Raw genomic sequence first — 19,655 nt, 5'->3', positions numbered from 1 at the left:
TGAGCTAGGCGTTGAAGCGTTCGGGGCCGTAGGCGGAGATATCGATGAGCGTCTTCTGCCCGGTAATGGCTTCGGCGATCACTTGGCCCGTTACCGGTCCAAGCGTCAGGCCATGATGCGCGTGCCCGAAGGCGAACCAAAGGCCATCATGGCGCGGCGCCTTGCCGATCACCGGCATCATGTCCGGCGTGCACGGACGTGCGCCCATCCACGGCTCCTTGTCGAGCCGCTCGCTGAGGGGGAAGATCGTCCGGGCGACGGCTTCCGCCCGCTCCAATTGCACCGGAGTCTTCGGTGCGTCCCGGCGGGCAAATTCCGCGCCGGTGGTCAGCCGGATGCCCTGGTTCATAGGGGCGAGGAAATAACCGCGCTCAGCGTCCATGGTCCAGCCGTTGAGCTTCGCGTTCCCCGTCGTCCCATAATGCATATGGTAGCCGCGCTTGACGCCGACCAGGAAATTGTAGCCGAGCGGTTTTGTTACCGTATCCGACCAGGGCCCCAGGGCAACAACCACGTCCTTGGCCTCTACGATCCCGTCACCGGCGACCACCTGCCAGCCCGTCCTGGTCTGCGACAGGCTCTTTGCATCGCCTTTCAAAACACGGCCGCCCAGCTTTTCGAAGAGAGCGATATAGGCGCGTGTAAGGGCCAATGGATCCCTGACCGACCACGGATCCTCCCATTTCAGGCCGCCGACGAAATCATTGGAGAGATGTGGTTCCTGTGCGGCGAGGTCGGCAGGCGTCAATCTCTTGAAAGAGACGCCGTATTCGCCGGCCAGGCGTTCGGCTTCCCTGAACTCTCCGTCCTGTTTGGCATTGCTGCGGAAAACCTCGGTCCAGCCGTCTTTGGCAATCAGGGCCTCGGCGCCGGCTTCCTCGATCAGTTCGTTGTGGGTCGAGATCGAATGTTCGATCAGCGGCGCATAGGCGCGCGCAATGAGCTGATGACGGGTCAGGTTGGAATGCCACCAGTATTTCGCCAGGAATGAGGTGACCGAAGGAATTGCCCGCCAGTGATAATGAGCGTCGATGCGATTGTTCAGTGCATAGCGCAGGATCAGGCCGAATTGCTGCGGAAAGCCGTAAGGCACCACGCCCTCGCGCTGGATCAGACCGGCATTGCCATAGGAGGTTTCCATGCCCGGTTCTTTCCGGTCGACGAGTACTACCGATTTGCCCCGCCGGGCCAGTTGCAGCGCTGTCGAAACGCCGATGATGCCGGCTCCGAGCACGATCGCATCCGCTGTCATGATCTGATTTCCATTCCCATTTCTTTATAGTTCGAAGTTTCGAACATGCCGCCCAGGATGCTGCGGCGCAAATGAAAAATGAAGCTGTGCGCAGGGATTTTTGTCGCGGCATGCAGTGAAGTGAGAGGAGCCTAATCAAATAAATTTCAAGCAATGTCACATCGGCAAATCCTGTCTCGTCATGGTGCTGTAACCAACAGAAGGAAACGAACCATGAGTGCCAAACTTGATCCTTTCGCCGCCGCTCCCTCGCTGATGAAGAAGTGGATGGGCCTTTCTGTCGACGTCGACTCGAGCCTTGAGTGGAACGTCATCGAACTCGTGAAGATCCGCGCATCGCAGATCAACGGCTGCGCCAACTGCATCAACATGCACACGGCGGAAGCGCGGGCTAAGGGCGAAACCGAGCAGCGCATCTATCTGCTGTCCGCCTGGCGCGAAGCTCCTTGCTATTCCGATCGCGAGCGCGCCGCGCTAGGTTGGACCGAAGCCTTGACCCGATTGTCGGAAGGCCACACGCATGAAAGCGCGCGAGAAGCCCTCAAGGCCCAGTTCACGGAGGAGGAACAGGTGAAGCTTACACTGATGATCAATGTCATCAACGGCTGGAATCGTCTCGCCGTCGGCTTCGGCCTCTGGGCCGGTCCGGTAGCCGCGAACGCTGCCCAGGCGGCGGCATGATGACCGGCTTCCACCAGGAAGACGCAGCGGCGAGTTTCGATCCGCTGCGTCCGAAGCTCATGCGCGTCGCCTATCGCATGCTCGGATCGGTAACCGACGCAGAAGATATGGTGCAGGAGGCCTTTATCCGCTGGATGAAGGCCGACCGCAAAACGGTGCTGGAGCCGGAAGCGTTCCTGCGCCGCACAGTGACACGGCTCTGCCTCGATCAGTTGAAGTCGGCGCGGCGCCAGCGCGAGACCTATGTCGGTCCCTGGCTTCCCGACCCCGTGGTGGAAGAGGAAGAACAGGAGGACGTCACCTTGCCGCTGATGCTCGCGCTGGAACGCTTGTCGCCCCTCGAGCGGGCGGCTTTCCTGCTGCACGACGTCTTTGGACTGGGATTTGAGGAAGTCGCCGCGACCATCGAACGCGACTCAGCCGCCTGCCGTCAGCTCGCTGCCCGGGCGCGCACCCACGTTCGCGAGGCGAGAACCCGCTTTCAGGTGGACAAGCAGCGCGGCGTAGAGCTCGCTGAAGCCTTCTACGCGGCATCGCGCAGCGGCGATATGAAGGCGCTTGGTGCGATGCTGGCGGCCGATGTCAGTATCCATGCGGATGGAGGCGGAAAACGTCCTGCGGCCATGGAGCCGATCTTCGGCCTCGAAGCGGTCATGAAAGTGCACGTCTATCTTGCAGGCGAATTTCAGAAAAACGGCTCGCAGTTCGTCCGTGCCGGTTTCGTCAACGGATTGCCTGGTTTCGTCACACTCGAAGCGGATGGCGAACTTCAGACGACTGCACTCGACATCGAAGACGGAAAAATCACGGCCATCTATGTGGTGCGGAACCCCGACAAGCTGAGGCATCTGCATTAGCGATCCCAGGCGGCGGGCGGCTTCGGCTGCCTTGGTATGGCGCGACGCTAAAGTTCGATCAGCCGCTGAGCGGTGAACTTGTCCGTCACAAGCATGTCGATGACGCCGGTTCGGAGCGCTCCGGCGATGGCTACCGTTTTCTTCATGCCGCCCGCGAGCGCGATCACTCGTTCAACTTTCGCAAGCTCCTCAAGCGGAAGCCCGATCACCCGCTCGTCGAGCGGCGTTTTGACCGCCTTTCCTTCCTTGTCGAAGAACCGGAGCGATATGTCCCCCACCGCTCCTGCATCAGCCAAGTCGGCAAGCTCCCGGGACGAGAAGATGTTGCCGGAGCGAGCCAGCAATTCGGAGGGTTCGACCGCTCCGATGCCGACGATTGCCAGTGAAATGCTGCTGAAAAGGTCGATTGTTTCCCGGACGAATGGATCGGCCATCATCAGAAGTTTCGCTTCCCTCGATGACGTCACCCCTTGCACCGGAAGCAGTTTCGGTTCCGCGCCGGTGAGGCGTGCCAGGCGCGTCGTGAGCTGAGTGGCATGCGTCTGCACGGAGGGATCGCCCATGCCGCCCAGTGTCTGAACGACATATTTGGCCTGTGCACTTTTCTGGGGATGGATGTTCTCGACCATCTTGAAAATGGTCTGGCTCCAGCTCGAGACGCCGATAATCTCGCCGGGCGCAAGCGTCACTTCGAGAAGATGGGCGGCCGCTTCGCCGATCCGTGCCATGATCGCTCCGTCGCGATCTTCCGAGCATTCCACGACGACCGCTTCAGGGACACCGAACCGCTCCCGAAGCGCCTTCTCAAGGTCCGCATAGGTTCCGACGGGGGGGATGACGCTCGTGCGCACGATATCCTCCGCCTCGGCCCGCTTCAGCATGCGGGAAACGGTTGCCTGCGACAGGCGAAGATGCTGCGCGATATCCGCCTGCCGACGTCCCTCGATGTGATACATCTGAGCAACTCGTGAGATCAGGCGAAGTTCGTTTAAGCGACTCATGGCCGTTCCCGGTGTGAATTATTATTCACCTTTAACGATTGCGGGGTTCCACGTCGAGCGGGCCACGGCATCACCCCATGTCTTTCTCCGCTCTGCACTATCGTTGGCTTCGGGACTGACGAGTTGCGATTGCCTCGGAAGGCGGCTGATAGTTTCGAGGGCGGGCCACATTCCCACCGACAGTCCCGCAAGATAAGCTGCTCCAAGAGCAGAGGCTTCGGGCGCTTTGCACTGCATCACGGGCCGCATGAGCACGTCGGCGACGCATTGCATCAGGAACCTGTTCTGGCTGGGGCCGCCGTCCGCATAAAGCGCGCCGATGCCGCCCCCGCTCTGGTTCTGCATGGCGGAAAAAACGTCATAGACCTGGAATGCGATCGAGTCGGTGACAGCCCTCGCCATCTGCGCACGCGTCGTGTTGAAGTTGATCTGCGAGAAGAGCGCGCGCGCCTCGGAGTTCCAGTATGGCGCGCCGAGCCCGACGAAGGCGGGTACGAAACCAGGCCCGTCCGGTTCAGCTGTCGCGGCAAGATCGATCAGGGCCGCGACATCGGGCAGTCCGAGGATCTCGGTCATCCAGGGCAGGCTTGCCGCCGACACGAGAATGTTTCCCTCGAAGGCGAATGTGGGTTTTCCAGAAATACGCCAGGCAATCGTGGTTGTGATGCCGCTCTTCGGCGCAATGAAGCCGGGCAGTGTCGTCATCACAGACGAACCTGTCCCGAACGTCACCTTGCCGTCGCCCGGGTTGAAGGCCCCATGTCCGAAAAGGGCGGCATGACTATCGCCGATCGCCGATCTGATAGGCGTGCCATCGGGGACACCCGGCAGGCCAAGCGTTGTTCCAAAATCGGCTGCGCTGTCGAGCACCTCCGGCAAAACCGATATGTCGACGTCGAAGATCGCGCATAATTCTTCGCTCCACGCCTGCTTTTGGAGGTCGAACAGCTGACTTCTTGCCGCGTTCGATGCGTCGCAGGCATGTCGTTGCCCGCCCGTCAGGCAGTGGACGAGCCAACTGTCGATGGTGCCGACCCAGAGGTGGCGGCCCGCCGGAGCCCGATCGAGGAGCCAACGAAATTTCGGTCCGGGAAACATCGGATCGAGAGGCAGTCCCGTTATCGACTGGACGCGATCCAGGTGTCCTTCATGAATAAGACGTTCGCAATCCTCGGCCGTGCGGCGGCATTGCCAACTGACGACCGGGCCGAGTGGTTCACCCGTTTCGGCATCCCAGATCGTGACGGACTCGCGCTGATTGGAAATTGCGACGGCTTCAACGCCAATATCGGGCGCAGCTTGAAGGCAGGCGGTAACCGCTTCGCAGACCGACTTCCAGACTCTTTGCGGGTCCTGCTCTACCCAGCCGGGTTTCGGATAGGCGATGCCAACTGGTGCCGAACCACGGGAGACAAGTTCTCCCTTGTCCGAAACCAGGACGGCTTTGGAATTGGTCGTGCCCTGGTCGATGGCCAGAATAGCCCGCATTCATGTCCTCCCTTGAAACGGCCGGGCAAATACTTGGCTCCGGCCAACGCCTGCGTCGAGCGCTTATTTCCTCTTGATAACCGCTAGGGCAGCTTCGGCGATGGAGGCGGGTCTCATACCGAATTCATCCAGGAGGAATTCGGCCGAGCCGGTCGGCGCGAAGATCCCCGGAACGCCAAGGCGCTTCATCGGCACAGGCGCGTGTTCCACGATCACTTCGGCCACGGCCGACCCGAGTCCTCCGAAGATGGTATGCTCTTCCGCAGTTACAATCGCCCCGGTCTCGCGAGCAGCGGCAACGATGGCTTCCTCGTCGATCGGCCTTACCGTCGCCATGTTGAGCACCCGCGCGCTGATGCCCTGACTTCCCAGGATTTCTGCGGCCTTCATCATGCGGTGCGTGAGAGTGCCATTGGCGATAAGCGTGACATCCGAACCCTCACGCAGCAGGTTCGCCTTGCCGAGTTCGAACTTGTGATCTGCAGGAAGCAGATCGGGAACGCCGACGCGGGAAAGGCGGAGGAAGCATGGCCCGTCGTAGCCCGCAGCCCATTCGACGGCAGCCGCCGTTTCGATACGGTCGCAGGGGGCGATGACCGGAAGATTCGGCAGCGCGCGCGTCCACGCAAAGTCCTCGATCGAATGGTGGGTCGGGCCAAGTTCGCCATATGCCATCCCGGACGAGATGCCGACCAGCTTCACATTGGCATTCGAGTAGGCGATGTCGGCCTTGATCTGCTCCAGCGCACGCCCTGTCAGAAATGGTGAAGCTCCACAGACGAACGGAAGCCGCCCGCCATTCGCGAGACCCGCGCCGACGCCCACCATGTTCTGTTCGGCGATGCCGACATTGACGAGGCGGTCCGGAAATCTAGATTTGAATCCGCCGAGCTTCGAAGACCCCACCGAGTCGTTGCAGACTGCAACAATGGAATCGTCATTTGCCGCAAGCTTTTCGAGCGTCGCCGCAAATGCATCTCGGCAATCATGGAGCTTTGTGGCTGTTACTGGCGCGTTCATCAAATTGCCTCCGATAGTTCTGCCACCGCGAGATCGTATTGTTCCTTGCTGGGCACCTTGTGATGCCAGTCGACGCGATCCTGCATGAAGGAAATGCCGTGGCCCTTGTTGGTATGAGCGACGATGCAATGGGGACGGGAGCCGCGATGCTCCAGAGCCGGCACGATTTCGCTCATGGCGTTGCCGTTGATTTCGGTCACGTCCCAGCCAAAAGCTTCAAGCTTGGGGCGGAGCGGGGCCAGGTCATTGGTATCGGCAAGTGCCGCCCCCTGCTGGAACCTGTTGTGGTCGATGACCAGAGTAAGATTGTCCAGACCGAACTGGGCGGCCGCCATGATGGCTTCCCAATTCGAGCCTTCCTGCATCTCGCCATCCCCGGTGACGACATAGGTGTGGTATTTCGCGCCGGACAGCTTGGCGGCCTTGGCCATCCCCACCGCGACGGGGAGCCCGTGACCGAGAGGTCCGGTATTGGTTTCGACGCCCGGCACCTTGTTGTTGTTGGGATGGCCGTTCAGCCGGGAGTGAGGCTGAAGGAACGTGGAGATTTCCTCCTCCGGAATGAAGCCGCGTTTGGCAAGCGCCACGTATAGTGCGCAGGCCGTATGGCCCTTCGAAAGAACAAACCGATCACGTTCCGGATGCCTCGGTTGATCCGGCCATACGCGCAGTACCCGGAAATACAATGCCGTGAGAATGTCGATCACCGACATCTCGCCGCCGATATGGCCCGCGCCGGCTTCGTACACCGCCTGAAGATCGCGCAGCCGTATCTGGCGTGCGACACGTTCGAGTTCTGTGGGCTCCATTGCTTCCTCGATCTGAATATTTATTCATACTAACATATTTTTGCATATGGCGAATCCATGTCAAGTGCAAACTGACTTTTGTGGCATACGGGTCTCGCTACAAATTTGATTGACACATCCGTAGCAGCTTGCTAATGAATTTTCCAACATAGATGAATAAATATTCTTATGGTGAAATACCCTTCGTATCTAGGGAGGAACGATGGTGGCGATCGACATCACTGAACAAAGCCGCCCCTCTGGCGTCTGGCTTAGGCGCTTGGCTGGAGCTACTGGCCCGCTTCTCGGTCTGCTCGCGCTTTGCGTCTTCCTGAGCTTCTCCACGGACGCGTTTCTTTCGCTTCGCAATGGCTTGAACATCCTGGATCAGATCACCGTGCTTGGCATCATGGCCGTCGGCATGACCTTCGTCATACTGATCGGCGGCATCGACCTTTCGGTCGGTTCGGTGCTCGCGCTGTCGATGATGGTGATGGGTTGGACGGCCAATGTCGCGGGAATGCCTCTTGGGGTGGGTATCGGCTTCGCGTTGATCGCGTCCGCCGTAAGCGGATTGATCGTCGGTCTGCTGGTGACGATCTTCCGGGTCCCCGCGTTCATTGCCACGCTCGCGATGATGTCGGCTGCCCGGGGCGTCGCGAACATGATCACGGATGGTCAGCAGATCGTCGGCTTTCCCGACTGGTTCATGATGCTGGCGATCGACCGGCATTTCGGCATTCTCACAGCGACAGTTTTCCTGATGTTGATCGTGGTGCTGATCGCCTGGTTGTTCCTCAAGTTTCGGGCCGAAGGCCGGATGCTCTATGCCGTAGGCGGAAATCCCGAGGTGGCGCGGCTGGCGGGCATCAATGTTCAGCTCGTGACGATCAGCGTTTATGTCGTCAGCGCGGTGCTGGCGGGTCTTGCGGGCATCGTTCTGGCAGCCCGCCTTGACTCGGTTCAGCCGTCGAGCGGTTTCGGCTACGAACTCGATACGATCGCGGCGGTGGTTATTGGCGGAACATCCCTGTCCGGTGGGGCAGGCGGTATCGGCGGCACCCTCATTGGGGTCCTGATCATCGGCGTCCTGCGCAACGGGCTCAATCTGCTCAACGTCTCGCCATTTCTGCAGCAGGTCATCATCGGCATCGTCATCGTGCTTGCGGTCGGCGCCGAAACCATTCGCCGTCGGCGAACCTGACATCGGCTTCGCGGTAGCGCGGACGTCTCATGAATTCCTCTCCGAACGGTTGGAGCGGATCAGCGGCCCAAGGGTGGAGGAATACTCGAGGGTTCAGTTTAACAACGGAGGAAAATGAAATGAAACTCGCGCGCATTCTCCTGACTTCGGCTGCCATGCTGGGTCTGACGATCGGCTCCGCCCATGCCGCCGAAGTCAAAAAACTCGGCCTTGCCGTAGCCAATTTGCAGGCCAATTTCTTCAATCAGATCAAGCAGGCTGTCGAAGCCGAAGCCAAGAAACGCGGCATCGAGGTCGTGACCGTCGACGCCAAGGGTGACGGCCCCACTCAGGTCAACCAGGTTCAGGATTTGCTGACGCAGAACGTTGATGCGCTGATCTACATTCCAGCAGGCGCTGCGGCGGCAACGGTGCCGGTAAAGCTCGCAAAGAGCGCAGGCATCCCTGTCGTCAACGTCGACCGCAATGCGGAAGGCGCGCCGGGGGATACCTTTCTCGCAACGGATTCTGTGACCTCCGCCAAGGCCGTCTGCGACTATATCCTCAAGGAGGCGGGCGGAAAGGGCAAGATGGTGATCATTCACGGCCAGAAGGGCACGACGCCCGAGGTGGACCGCTCGAAAGGTTGCGCGGAAGCTCTGAAGGCCTATCCGAATGTGAAAGTCGTAGCCGAACAGTATTCCAACATCTGGAGCCAGGACGAAGGATTCCAGATCATGCAGAACATGCTGCAGGCCAATCCGGATGTTTCGATCGTGTTCGCCCAGGCGGATGCACTCGCGCTTGGTGCTGCGCAAGCCATCAAGGTCGCCAATCCTTCCCAGAAGATCGTGGTCGGCGGCTTTGACGGCGATACCGCAGCGCTTGAGGCTCTCAGCAAGGGCGTGTTCAACGTGACGGCGACCCAGCAGACCCAGAAGATGGGTCGTGACGCAGTCGCCAACGCGGTGAAGCTTGTCGCCGGCGAGAAGGTGCCTCCGGTGCAGCTGATGGACGCGACGCTGACGACCAAGGAGAATGTGGCTGGTTTTATCACCAACCATCCGTAACAGGTTTTAAGGCTTGAGGAGGGCGCGTGGTGACCGAGCCAGTTCTTTCACTGAGAGGCATATCGAAGCGTTACGGGCCGCTCCAGGTCCTCAACAACGTGAGCCTGGATGTTTATGCCGGGGAGGTCGTGGCACTTCTTGGCGAAAACGGCGCAGGCAAGTCCACGCTGTCCGGCATCATCGCCGGATCCCGCGCACCGTCTGAAGGAACGATGACCTGGCTGGGGCAACCCTATGCCCCGGCCACTCCGAGAGAGGCAATCGACAAGGGTGTGGTGCTGATCCATCAGGAGCTGCAGCTTCTCCCGGAACTCTCCATTGCGGAAAACGTCTTCATCGGCCGATGGCCGATGAAGAACGGCGTTATCGATCGCGGTGAAATGGTTCGCCGCGCACAGGAACAATTGTCGCGTCTGAACCTACATATCCCCGCCACCCGCAAAGTGGCTGGCCTCTCCACGGCCAATCAGCAGCTCATTGAAATTGCAAAAGCACTGGCGCTCGATGCCAAGCTGCTCATTCTCGACGAGCCGACTGCCGCATTGGGCGGCGCCGAGACGGAAGCTCTTTTCAACCAGGTCAGGAAGCTGCGGTCGGAAGGCGTCGGCATCATCTACATCTCCCATCGTATGGAAGAGATCAAGCAGATCACCGATCGCGTCGTGGTGCTGCGTGATGGCGTGCGTGTTCAGGAATTCGCCGACAGCGCGACCCCGGTGCGCACCATCGTTGAAAGCATGGTGGGGCGTCCCCTTGAACGCATGTTCCCGCCGCTTCCGGAGCCGAGCGGGCGACCGGTCCTGCAGGTCTCGGGGCTAACCTCGCCAGCCCGCTCCTTCCGCGACGTATCCTTCGAGGTGCAGTCGGGAGAAATCCTCGGCATTGCCGGGCTTGTGGGGGCTGGTCGAACCGAACTGGTTCGGGCGATTTCAGGCGCGGACCCGATCAGCGCGGGAACGATCAAGCTCAACGGCGAAGAGCTCAAGCTTCGCAGCCCAGCGGATGCGATCGCCAAAGGCATTGTGATGGTGCCGGAGGACCGGAAGGACCAAGGGATCGTCGTCACCCATCGGATAAGCGAAAACGTCGTCTACCCCAACCTCGACATGTTTGGGCGCCGCTGGATTACATCCGGAATGAAGCGGACATTCGCCGAGCAGGCGATATCCAAATTCGGCGTGAAGGGGCGGGCCGAACAATATGCATCGGATCTCTCCGGCGGCAATCAGCAGAAGGTGGTGATCGCCAAATGGCTGATGCGTGATCCCAAGGTCGTGATCCTCGATGAGCCGACGCGGGGGATCGATGTGGGCGCCCGCGCCGGGATCTACGACATCATCGTGAACCTTGCGAGGAAAGGCGTCGCCGTCATCGTCGTGAGTTCTGATCTCGAAGAGGTGCTCGGCGTATCGAACCGCATTCTCGTGCTCGCGCAAGGCAAACAGGCGGGCATACTTACCCGTGAAGAGGCGAACGACGTTTCCGTCATGGAACTGGCAACGATCTAGCAGAACATAGAAAGGAAGAGCGGTGGCGGACATCACTCTCAACGCTCCGAAGCTTTTCGATCTCTCCGGTCAAACCGCTATCGTAACAGGAGCGGGCAGCGGCATAGGTCAGCGGATTGCAGTCGGGCTCGCCCAGTGCGGCGCAGACGTCGCGCTTCTCGATCGCCGTACGGACGACGGACTTGCACGCACGGTTGAATATGTCAGGGCGGCCGGTCGAAAATCGATCGAGATTGCGGCGGATGTCACCAGCAAGGCATCACTTGCCGACGCCGTGGCTCGGACCGAAGCCGAGCTCGGTGCTTTGTCCCTGGCAGTCAATGCAGCGGGGATCGCCAATGCCAATCCGGCGGAAGAGATGGAGGAAGAGCAATATCAGACGCTGATGGACATCAATCTGAAGGGCGTCTTCCTCTCCTGCCAGGCCGAGGCGCGCGCCATGCTGAAGCATGGCAGGGGATCGATCGTCAACATTGCCTCGATGTCCGGCGTCATCGTCAATCGCGGCCTCAGCCAATGCCATTACAATGCCTCGAAGGCCGGCGTGATCCATATGTCCAAATCATTGGCTATGGAGTGGGTCGGTCGCGGCATCCGGGTGAACACGATTTCTCCGGGATATACCGCGACCCCGATGAACACGCGCCCCGAAATGGTCCACCAGACAAAGTTGTTTGAGGAGCAGACCCCGATGCAGCGCATGGCGAGTGTCGACGAGATGGTTGGACCTGCCGTTTTTCTGCTCTCGGGCGCGGCAAGTTTTGTGACGGGTGTCGATCTGCTCGTAGACGGTGGTTTCTGCTGCTGGTGATCCCATGAGAAGGTTCCGCAGGCAATTGGAAGGTGATCGGTCCGGCTGCCTCCCTGGCTGAGACCGTGGCGTTGAAGGCGCCAGCGGGCGGTCGGCGTCGATATCGTCGTCCGCCCGTCCTTCACGCTGATCGAACGAGCCGTAAAGGCGTCGCGATTTGATCTTCGCAGACGCTCTGCGACGGTTCCATATTTGCTGTTTGGAGGACATCAATGAAGCGTTTCGAAAAGAAGACTGTCGTCGTCACCGGGGCAAGCCGGGGCATCGGAGCGGTGATCGCAAGGCGTTTCGCTCGAGAGGGCGCGAAAGTAGTTGTTTCGGCCAATGAGGAGTCCGTGGAAGCGGTTGCCCGCGACATCAATGATGGGGGCGGTAAGGCCATCTCTTTCGTGGGAGATGTCACGGATAAAGGCAGTGTCCTGGAGCTTTTCGATACAGCCGAAAAAGCTTTCGGCTCGGTCGATGTCTCCGTCCAGAATGCGGGGGTGATCACCATTGCCCGGATCGAGGATATGACGGAGTCCGAGTGGGATCGGGTGATGGCGGTGAATACCAAGGGCGTTTTCCTCTGCGCCCAGGAGGCGATCGCCCGTATGCGCAAGCACAAGCGCGGCGGCCGGATCATCAACACCGCGTCGGGCCAGGCCCGGCAGGGGTTCATCTACACGCCCCACTATGCCGCTTCGAAGATGGGGGTTGTCGGCATCACGCAGAGTCTAGCCAAGGAAGTCGCCACCGAGAACATCACCGTCAACGCCTTCTGCCCCGGTATCATCGAGACCGACATGTGGGCCTATAACGACGAGGTGTGGGGCAAACTGCTCGGCAATTACGGACCGGGCGAACTGATGAAGGAATGGGTCCAGGGCATTCCCATGAAGCGGGCAGGGTCGGGAGAGGACGTAGCAGGTCTCGTAACCTTCCTCGCCAGCGACGACGCTGCCTACATCACCGGGCAGACGATCAACGTCGACGGCGGCCTGATCATGTCCTGAGATCTGCGGAGGCCGGATGAAAAAGTTTGAACAGCGTGTTCATCGCGAGCCTCTTGCATTTCCTGCAGCAGTTTTACTATCTTGTCGTCGTTCTCAGGGCGGGGTGTAATTCCCCACCGGCGGTATCGGGAGTGATCCCGGAGCCCGCGAGCGCTTCTGCGAAAGTGGAAGGTCAGCAGATCCGGTGAGATGCCGGAGCCGACGGTCATAGTCCGGATGGAAGAGGACACGCTGGAACGTCCCCGGTTCGGGGACGTGCTTGGCTTGTTCGCCCAAGGGATAAATAGCGGCTCGCAAGGCCGCGGTTTGGCCGCTAATGCGGATAACCCTTGAAAGGCAGTGGAATGAAAATCTCGAAAATTGAAGATGCGCTTGAGGCGCTTGCTCTCGGTCGGATGATCGTTGTCGTCGATGACGAGGATCGCGAGAATGAGGGGGACATCATCGCGGCGTCGCAATCCGTGACTGCGGAAACGATCGCCTTCATGATGAATCACGCCCGCGGTCTCATCTGCGTGGCGATGGAAGGTGACCGGCTGGACGCACTCGACATCCCGTTGATGGTTCCCCGCAACACCGAATCCCACAAGACGGCCTTTACGGTTTCCGTCGACTATATCCCTGGCACGACGACCGGCATCTCGGCATCGGATCGCGCCGCCACGGTAAGAGCCCTGGTCGATCCGCAGGCGCAGCCCGACGACTTCGCGCGCCCGGGCCACATCTTTCCGCTTCGTGCGCATCCGAACGGAGTGGTTGCCCGACCGGGGCACACGGAAGCCGCTGTCGATCTCTGCCGCCTTGCAGGCCTGGAGCCTTCCGGTGCCATTTGTGAAGTGGCCAAGGAAGATGGCACCATGGCGAGGCTGCCGGATCTCCTGGAATTTGCCACACGGCACGAGATGCCGTTGATCACCATCGCGGATCTGATTTCTCATGTGAAAGGCCTGGCAGGTGTAAGCGACGCTTACGCCGCCTGACGATCTCACCGATGCTCGACCATTTTCTCCTCGCACTCTTCTCTGGAAGGCGGGGAGTTAGCCTCATGAGTGATGGCGGCTCTGCTGGACTGGCGATGATTCCCGCCCTCGAAACGGTGGCCATCAGGCAGTCGATGACGCCATACCGGATTCGGCGGGTCTGAGGGGATGAAAGATCAGGGAGAATTGGCTGGGGGACCCGGATTTTCGCATGATTTAAATAGCTTGGGCGGAAAAGCGTTGAAATTCCCTCTGTTTTCCCATCGCGAGCGACCGTGGATGCCACCTTTGTGCCCTGGCTTTGGGCCTCAGTCAACAGGAGGGGTATTGCGGCAATTATTTCCGCTTTCGGACCTTCGGTTGCGGTGCCGCAGCGAGGAAGCGTCCGGCAGCTTTGCGCCATAAAGCGCCCGGCAGCTTTGCGCGTCCCAGTCTGCCTTTCAGGAAGCCGCGGAAACTTGCTATAAGCAGACGCAAAGGTTTCATATGAGGCAAACAAGCCGGTCCCGCCGTTCTTGCAACCTCTTCTCATGATGATGCGTCCAAGGCAGAATGAAACCAGTTTACAGCGATCAGGAGGCGAAGGTGCGCCTAAAACCATAGAGTCGGCCGACACCGAGGGTGAAGTGGCGTGGATCAACTTCCGGCTCATCACGCTGGTGGCGGCCAAGTACGTGCCCTCTAGTTATTACTCCCGGGTATCCGTCGTGATCGGCCGTAAAGCAGTAAGCCGTGACCGCCCCTGGAATGGGCCGGCCGCGGAATGGTTCCAGACGACTTGATCATCTTCGATTTGCAATCCGATGAAGGCTCTTCTCTGGGATGCTCGGCAGGCGCCGCCGTTCGTGCCGGTTCGCGGTTTGTCACGCATTGGCGATCGGAGGTCGGAAAGCACTTATGATCCGTATCATTCTCCTACGCCTCCTATTCGTATTGATCGTGGCGGCGCAACCAGTCCATACCTTCGGTCTCATTGCGGCCCTTCGGCATAAGGTCGAGCATGGCGTAGGTGCCCATCATCACCTCGACGCCGCGCCCGTAGGTGGAATAGGTGTGGAACACATTGTCGGCGTCCTTGAAGAACGTGCTGATGCCGGGCCACTCTTCGCCGGTCTCCTGCCATTGTCCGAAATTGTAGTCGATCTTGCCCCCGGCAATCTCCTCATGCGTGAAACTGACCTTGAAATCATAATTAAAGTCGTTTTTTAAGGACGACACCCATTTGAACTGCCAGCCCATACGCTCTCGGTAGCGCTCGATCTCAGCCAGCGGCGCACGTGAGACAGCAACGAGGGTGACATCGTGATGCGCCAGATGCAGGTTCATGCCATCAGCGTGGTCGGCCATAAACGAGCAGCTCGGACAGCCTTCCTTCCATTCCGGCGCGAACATGAAATGCTGCACCAGGAGCTGCGACTGGTCCTCGAAGAGATCGGCGAGCATGCGCGGGCCGTCGCGCGTGTCGAATACGTATTCCTTGTCGATGCGAACCCATGGCAAGGCGAGCCGCTCGCGCGCGACCTTGTCGCGAAGGTGGGTGAGCTCCTTTTCCGCTTCGAGGAGGTCCCTTCGGGCCGAAAGCCACTCATCCCTCGAAACAACAGCGTGCTGCATTGTCACTCTCCTTCGGTTTACGTCACGAATTGTCGGAAAGCTGCGGACCGGCAGAAAGAGCCTCAACACGCCGGCAGGCGAAGCAGCTCCTCATCGGGCACATCCCATTTCGTCGATCGGCACGATGCCGACATGGCAGAGTATAGAGCCATGCCGGAGAACCTTCGGGAAAAAGTCCAGCCATGAATGTGAAGGTCGGGCGCGCCAGCTCAGTCCAGCCAATACATAGTCCACGCGTCGGAGCCATGAACTTGTCTCCAGTGTCGTTGCAGTTCACTCCTGACCTGCAGTGCCCTATGGAACTCCACATTCACCAGTCATCGGCGTTGCTATACGGAGCAATTCGCTGCTGATCGGAGCGAAGCTCCCGAAAGTTGAGGCAGATGGCGGACAACCGGATCGATATGGGTCACACGCTGCCTTTTGGAAAGGTATCGGATATCTTCTCCTCCTCGATTATGGCAGCTTCCGCTATTCGCAAGCGTAGGCGCGCCATCGGGTGAGAATTGCTAGTGCGATGGGTTCCAGGTCCGGCTGGTTTGAGCCCAAGGTCGAGAAGGCAGGGACGACTAAGGCCCCAGACTGGCATCGTGAGGCCGGCGCCCTTGCCTCTCTGGAAAGGAAGTAATGACAGCGAAATTTATGAACCGGGCATGCGCTTGTCCTATATTGGCGCTCTCGTCACTCCTGTGCGCGATGCCTGAGGAGCCCCGTGTTCCGACTGGTCACCGCGACAAGCAAACTGCTGTCATAGCTCTGTGCTTGACGCAAACGCGAAGTCCTCCGGTACATAGATTCGTGCAGGTGCGGTCTTGGATGTGCCGTTTACCACGACGAGTGCGAAGACCATCCCGAGCATCAACATCAATATCGTAAGGATCGGACCAGCCATCCCGGCTGAATGTTCTTTCGAATTTTGTGCCATTTGCCCCTCCGGTGGGTCTGGCATGAAAAATCCACGCCCGACCCACAAACATTAGTTGACGACCTGAATGACTTTACGGGAGGACGGCTCGACGATGACGCGCTGTTTGTTCACCACCGCATAGGAGTATTTCGGATTGTCCGGTACCGCTTTGACGACGACGCTTGAGGGCAGGGGCTGACCGACCACCACCTTTTCTTTCACCACGACGCGTTCCTCGGGTTCAGGCAAATCGCGGACATAGGTCACAACCGGTGGCGGCGGCGGATCGATCGCCGTGCCCGCAACCGCGCCGACAACGCCGCCAACCGCAGCGCCGACAGGGCCGCCGACGATCGCGCCGGTGACTGCGCCACCTGCCGCTCCGTTGACCGTGGAGGACTGGCCGAAAGCTGATCCGGCGGCCAGCGAAAGGATGCCCGCGATCAGGATAAGGTGCTTCTTCATTGTCATTCTCCGTTTTGCTGCGGCGTGATGCCGTGCGGCCTGCAACGTGGGCCCTTGATCGCTGTTCCCTGATTGGGACTTCAGTCCGGCGAACATCAGCCTTTCGTCCCTTAGGGCCCCACTCAGCATTAGGCTTTGGTCGGAGCCCCTTAGGACGGAAGTCCCGCAGCGGGAACATGAGCAGGTCGAATGTGTTCCGACACCATCTCGCCAGACGAGAAAAAGCAATCACGACAGGAGGATAACGCGATGAGGAAATTCATAATTTCGGCCGTCTCCGGCCTGGTTTTGGCAGCAAGCGCTGGGGCATCTTTCGCCCAGACGGTGGTAATAGCGCCTGAACAGGAAACCGTCATCAAGGAATATGTCACGAAGCAAAAGGTGAAGTCGGTCGACGTACCGAACGTGACAGTCAGCATCGGAGCCACTCTCCCTGAGACCGTTGAGCTTCATACCGTCGATGTCCCCGACGTGAAATACCGATATGCCGTCGTCGGCGGCAAGACCGTTCTGGTCGAACCGGACACCCGCAAGGTCGTCCACGTGATCAACTGACTCGGTCCAGGCCGCAGGCTTCGCGGCCGCAGGATTGGTTCACTCCAAACAAACCAAGATTGGTGAAACAACATGAAACTCTTTGACAAGAAAGCACTCGCCATTGCGCTTCTGGCAGGATCCACGCTGTCGCTGCCTGCACTCGCACAGGATTCGTCCGGTGGCTCTGCAGATCCAAAACTACTTCCGAAGGCCGGTACGACGAACCAGGGTTCTTCATCCGGCAGCCAGGGCAACCAGACAGCATCGCCGGACGCAGGGTCGGCCGGCCGATCGGCAGGCGCTGCCAATTCCGACGCAAAGCAGCCGGCCCAGGACCAGGCCCAGTCTGAACAGCTACGCAAGCCGGGTGACGCCGGCAGTGCAACGTCGAAGGACGGGAAGAGCGCAGCCACCCAGGATAGCCAGAGAAAGACTGGAACTGATGCCGCTCAGACCGAGGACCAGAACAAGAAGAAGATGAACCAGGATGCTGCGGCCGGCTCAAATACCGACCAGACGAAGCAGTCGGCACAGGGTTCTGGCACTTCGGGCAGCACCAAGGAAACCGACGCTGCCACCAGCACAACCAGATCGAGCCAGGACACCAATCAAGACACCGCCAGCGGAACACAGCAGCGCCAGTCGAACGATACTGACTCCGCCTCCGCCGACCGTCCGTCAAACGAAGTGACCGGCAGCATCAATATCTCGACCGAGCAGAAGACCGAAATCCGCAACATCATTGTCGATAACAAGGTGGAGCCGATCAAGCCGAGCTTCAGCGTCTCGCTCGGGGTGACGATCCCGAAGACCGTGGAACTGCACCCGCTGCCGCCGAGGGTCGTAGAGATCCTCCCAGCCTATCGTTCGTACCGATATTTCGTACTTGCCGACAATCGCATTGTGATCGTCGAGCCGGATACCTACGAGATCGTCTACATTCTCGTGGTTTGATCCCTCGGCCACGATTGGAGTGCGCGCCGCTGTCCGGGGAGGGCAGCGGCGCGCACTCGTTTGTTGCGCCGCCATCTAGCCAACTGGACTGTTTGAAATCGCTAGCCATTGGTCCCTTACGTTCCTCCAAGGCGAGCCTTTATATGATCCGAAACAGCCCGCGCTCTTTGTGATTTTCGATTAGATCCGGGTTGGCGCCTGCTACGGCGATTGGCCGATCCACGAGCCGTTTGATGTCCTGTTCGTCGGGATTAAACGCGCAGCCCACTGCCGAAGGCAGTCTAGATCTTGATCGATTGAAGTCGATGTTTTGGGGAAAGCGAGCATGGCGGCACCTCCCGGCATTTAGCAGGCGGGAGCACGTTAAACTCTCGGCCGTCACCGCCTACGGTCGTTTGGTGACCATAAGACCATCATACGCCCTATCGGCGGCGAGTCCACTTATCGTCCGAACTATATCGTCAAGTGGGGAGGACGAGGTCACGGGAAATCCCTAGTGCCCGATAGCATCGCCAGCAACTGGTCTTCACGCCGCATGTTGGAACATTGCTATCAGGTCTGCAGCGACATCGGTTGCGGGGGCCGTATTCTTGGCAATACCGCGTCGCTCGCAGACCGTGTCGAATACGCGTTGAAGCATTTGTAGATCGTCCGCGTCCATACCCGCGGCGGATGGGTGGTGGTTCTGGAGCATTGCTTCCACTCCCTGTCATAGTGTGCGCGAAACGGAACAGCATTGGAAGCCTTCGACCCAGGCAAGGAAACGCTCCGGGTCCGAAACAGCATTATAGGGACATAGGGAAAGATCACCTCCGTGCCGGGACACTTCGGTTCCCTGCTCGAAAGCTATCAAGAGCCCTTCCTGAAGATCAAGCGATGGGCCGCCATACTCTCTGTTGACGTATTGACTGAAGACCTCAGCGCAGCGACGTTCTAGCACTTTGCACTCCATCAATGCCACCAACCTTTTCGAAGGCCGGAGTGATTGTCGTCAATGAACCTGTACGTTGAATGAACAAGCGGACATTGGTCTGGCAGAGCTGCCAGCGGCGCAGGGGCTGGCGGCTGAACCTTTCAGCCGCTTTCAAGCCTTAAGCGGCCTGGAAGGTGATATCGCATACGGCTGCCTTACGCCCTATCACGGTCATTCCGCCGATTCTTTACAGTCCTCCGGAAGCGGACATAGCGCCGTCAGCATCGTGACAAGGTTGCGTCATAGCAGACCCAACAGAGCGGGCTGGTCCAAGGGGGGCGCAGGGCGAGCGCGTCGAGATCAACCTCGACGTCAACGTACGACGGGGTGGTGCCCTCTCAGCCTCTCAGTGTAGCCAAGACGATGACGATCGCGAGAGCTGTGTCCAGCACGAAGCAGAACTCGGCCATCGATCGTACCACGACCTTGTTCTTGACGTGGTGATAGACATCCCAGCCGGCATGTGCGACCAGCCCCGCCGCTACCAGCAGCGCTCCCACAAAAGGACTGATGAAGAGGGCGACGGTGGCCAAACCGCCGAAGACGATCATTGCGATGGCTTGCAGCGGCA

At 59.4% G+C, this 19,655-nt stretch carries 17 protein-coding genes, 1 pseudogene and 1 riboswitch; of the genes and pseudogenes, 10 read left to right on the top strand and 8 right to left on the bottom strand.

From position 1 onward, the window contains the following. Positions 1-4: 4 nt before the first annotated feature. Positions 5-1,252 (bottom strand): NAD(P)/FAD-dependent oxidoreductase, encoded by a 1,248-nt coding sequence (locus C5L12_RS24180; RefSeq protein ID WP_105374614.1) that lies wholly within the window; start codon positions 1,250-1,252, stop codon positions 5-7. A 213-nt stretch (positions 1,253-1,465) separates the two neighbouring features. Here C5L12_RS24180 and C5L12_RS24175 point away from each other — a divergent pair, with 213 nt between their 5' ends. Together C5L12_RS24175 and C5L12_RS24170 are read left to right on the top strand one after the other, a co-directional pair. Further along, positions 1,466-1,933 carry a carboxymuconolactone decarboxylase family protein gene (locus tag C5L12_RS24175; protein ID WP_105374613.1) on the top strand — a complete coding sequence of 156 codons (468 nt, stop codon included), beginning with the start codon at positions 1,466-1,468 and terminating at the stop codon, positions 1,931-1,933. Further along, the gene (locus C5L12_RS24170; protein WP_105374642.1) at positions 1,933-2,790 is read left to right on the top strand and encodes a sigma-70 family RNA polymerase sigma factor; all 858 of its coding nucleotides are present in this window, start codon (positions 1,933-1,935) and stop codon (positions 2,788-2,790) included. Before C5L12_RS24175 ends, C5L12_RS24170 begins: the two co-directional genes overlap by 1 nt. A gap of 47 nt (positions 2,791-2,837) precedes the next feature. Here C5L12_RS24170 and C5L12_RS24165 read toward each other — a convergent pair whose 3' ends face one another. From C5L12_RS24165 to C5L12_RS24150, 4 genes are all read right to left on the bottom strand, one after another. Beyond that, positions 2,838-3,791 (bottom strand): sugar-binding transcriptional regulator, encoded by a 954-nt coding sequence (locus C5L12_RS24165; protein WP_105374612.1) that lies wholly within the window; start codon positions 3,789-3,791, stop codon positions 2,838-2,840. A 21-nt stretch (positions 3,792-3,812) separates the two neighbouring features. Continuing rightward, entirely contained in the window at positions 3,813-5,279 is a 1,467-nt protein-coding gene (locus C5L12_RS24160) for an FGGY family carbohydrate kinase (RefSeq protein WP_105374611.1), read from the bottom strand. Positions 5,280-5,342: 63 nt separating this feature from the next. After that, complete coding sequence (locus tag C5L12_RS24155) at positions 5,343-6,299, bottom strand: transketolase family protein (RefSeq protein WP_105374610.1); 957 nt, start codon at positions 6,297-6,299, stop codon at positions 5,343-5,345. Continuing rightward, entirely contained in the window at positions 6,299-7,108 is an 810-nt protein-coding gene (locus C5L12_RS24150; protein WP_105374609.1) for a transketolase, read from the bottom strand. The genes C5L12_RS24155 and C5L12_RS24150 overlap by 1 nt, the downstream gene beginning before the upstream one ends. A 202-nt stretch (positions 7,109-7,310) precedes the next feature. Here C5L12_RS24150 and C5L12_RS24145 point away from each other — a divergent pair, with 202 nt between their 5' ends. From C5L12_RS24145 to ribB, 6 genes are all read left to right on the top strand, one after another. After that, positions 7,311-8,291, top strand: coding sequence for an ABC transporter permease (locus C5L12_RS24145; RefSeq protein WP_105374608.1), 981 nt, complete (start codon positions 7,311-7,313; stop codon positions 8,289-8,291). A gap of 119 nt (positions 8,292-8,410) precedes the next feature. Beyond that, positions 8,411-9,340: a sugar ABC transporter substrate-binding protein gene (locus C5L12_RS24140; protein WP_105374607.1), complete on the top strand. Its 930-nt coding sequence runs from the start codon at positions 8,411-8,413 to the stop codon at positions 9,338-9,340. 29 nt (positions 9,341-9,369) lie between these two features. Continuing rightward, positions 9,370-10,848 carry a sugar ABC transporter ATP-binding protein gene (locus C5L12_RS24135; RefSeq protein ID WP_105374641.1) on the top strand — a complete coding sequence of 493 codons (1,479 nt, stop codon included), beginning with the start codon at positions 9,370-9,372 and terminating at the stop codon, positions 10,846-10,848. Between the two features lie 22 nt (positions 10,849-10,870). Further along, positions 10,871-11,659: an SDR family oxidoreductase gene (locus C5L12_RS24130; RefSeq protein WP_105374606.1), complete on the top strand. Its 789-nt coding sequence runs from the start codon at positions 10,871-10,873 to the stop codon at positions 11,657-11,659. Positions 11,660-11,871: 212 nt separating this feature from the next. Next, entirely contained in the window at positions 11,872-12,654 is a 783-nt protein-coding gene (locus C5L12_RS24125; RefSeq protein ID WP_105374605.1) for a glucose 1-dehydrogenase, read from the top strand. A gap of 85 nt (positions 12,655-12,739) precedes the next feature. After that, a riboswitch (FMN riboswitch) is annotated at positions 12,740-12,886 on the top strand. 112 nt (positions 12,887-12,998) lie between these two features. Beyond that, positions 12,999-13,634 carry a 3,4-dihydroxy-2-butanone-4-phosphate synthase gene (gene ribB, locus C5L12_RS24120; protein ID WP_105374604.1) on the top strand — a complete coding sequence of 212 codons (636 nt, stop codon included), beginning with the start codon at positions 12,999-13,001 and terminating at the stop codon, positions 13,632-13,634. Positions 13,635-14,558: 924 nt separating this feature from the next. Here ribB and C5L12_RS24110 read toward each other — a convergent pair. Further along, positions 14,559-15,248 carry a DUF899 domain-containing protein gene (locus C5L12_RS24110; RefSeq protein ID WP_105374602.1) on the bottom strand — a complete coding sequence of 230 codons (690 nt, stop codon included), beginning with the start codon at positions 15,246-15,248 and terminating at the stop codon, positions 14,559-14,561. 976 nt (positions 15,249-16,224) lie between these two features. Next, complete coding sequence (locus C5L12_RS24105; RefSeq protein WP_105374601.1) at positions 16,225-16,620, bottom strand: DUF1236 domain-containing protein; 396 nt, start codon at positions 16,618-16,620, stop codon at positions 16,225-16,227. Positions 16,621-16,869: 249 nt separating this feature from the next. Between C5L12_RS24105 and C5L12_RS24100 the strand changes: the two genes are divergently transcribed. Next, on the top strand, positions 16,870-17,175 hold the full coding sequence (locus C5L12_RS24100) for a DUF1236 domain-containing protein (protein ID WP_105374600.1): 306 nt from the start codon (positions 16,870-16,872) through the stop codon (positions 17,173-17,175). 72 nt (positions 17,176-17,247) lie between these two features. Further along, entirely contained in the window at positions 17,248-18,111 is an 864-nt protein-coding gene (locus C5L12_RS24095; protein ID WP_105374599.1) for a DUF1236 domain-containing protein, read from the top strand. Between the two features lie 1,311 nt (positions 18,112-19,422). On the opposite strand, the pseudogene C5L12_RS24090 reads toward C5L12_RS24095, so the two are convergent. Then, positions 19,423-19,655: pseudogene (locus C5L12_RS24090) on the bottom strand (hypothetical protein); the annotation flags it as partial.

The organism is Neorhizobium huautlense, from assembly GCF_002968575.1.
In the GTDB taxonomy this organism is placed as follows: Bacteria; Pseudomonadota; Alphaproteobacteria; order Rhizobiales; family Rhizobiaceae; genus Neorhizobium; species Neorhizobium huautlense.
Note: the sequence above shows the minus strand (reverse complement) of the source record. Positions and strands in the feature narration are given on the sequence as shown.

Excerpts from the sequence above, each read along its gene's own strand:
- C5L12_RS24180 (WP_105374614.1), bottom strand. The coding sequence starts at position 1,252 with ATGACAGCGGATGCGATCGTGCTCGGAGCCGGCATCATCGGCGTTTCG.
- C5L12_RS24175 (WP_105374613.1), top strand. The coding sequence starts at position 1,466 with ATGAGTGCCAAACTTGATCCTTTCGCCGCCGCTCCCTCGCTGATGAAG.
- C5L12_RS24170 (WP_105374642.1), top strand. The coding sequence starts at position 1,933 with ATGACCGGCTTCCACCAGGAAGACGCAGCGGCGAGTTTCGATCCGCTG.
- C5L12_RS24165 (WP_105374612.1), bottom strand. The coding sequence starts at position 3,791 with ATGAGTCGCTTAAACGAACTTCGCCTGATCTCACGAGTTGCTCAGATG.
- C5L12_RS24160 (WP_105374611.1), bottom strand. The coding sequence starts at position 5,279 with ATGCGGGCTATTCTGGCCATCGACCAGGGCACGACCAATTCCAAAGCC.
- C5L12_RS24155 (WP_105374610.1), bottom strand. The coding sequence starts at position 6,299 with ATGAACGCGCCAGTAACAGCCACAAAGCTCCATGATTGCCGAGATGCA.
- C5L12_RS24150 (WP_105374609.1), bottom strand. The coding sequence starts at position 7,108 with ATGGAGCCCACAGAACTCGAACGTGTCGCACGCCAGATACGGCTGCGC.
- C5L12_RS24145 (WP_105374608.1), top strand. The coding sequence starts at position 7,311 with ATGGTGGCGATCGACATCACTGAACAAAGCCGCCCCTCTGGCGTCTGG.
- C5L12_RS24140 (WP_105374607.1), top strand. The coding sequence starts at position 8,411 with ATGAAACTCGCGCGCATTCTCCTGACTTCGGCTGCCATGCTGGGTCTG.
- C5L12_RS24125 (WP_105374605.1), top strand. The coding sequence starts at position 11,872 with ATGAAGCGTTTCGAAAAGAAGACTGTCGTCGTCACCGGGGCAAGCCGG.
- ribB (WP_105374604.1), top strand. The coding sequence starts at position 12,999 with ATGAAAATCTCGAAAATTGAAGATGCGCTTGAGGCGCTTGCTCTCGGT.
- C5L12_RS24110 (WP_105374602.1), bottom strand. The coding sequence starts at position 15,248 with ATGCAGCACGCTGTTGTTTCGAGGGATGAGTGGCTTTCGGCCCGAAGG.
- C5L12_RS24105 (WP_105374601.1), bottom strand. The coding sequence starts at position 16,620 with ATGAAGAAGCACCTTATCCTGATCGCGGGCATCCTTTCGCTGGCCGCC.
- C5L12_RS24100 (WP_105374600.1), top strand. The coding sequence starts at position 16,870 with ATGAGGAAATTCATAATTTCGGCCGTCTCCGGCCTGGTTTTGGCAGCA.
- C5L12_RS24095 (WP_105374599.1), top strand. The coding sequence starts at position 17,248 with ATGAAACTCTTTGACAAGAAAGCACTCGCCATTGCGCTTCTGGCAGGA.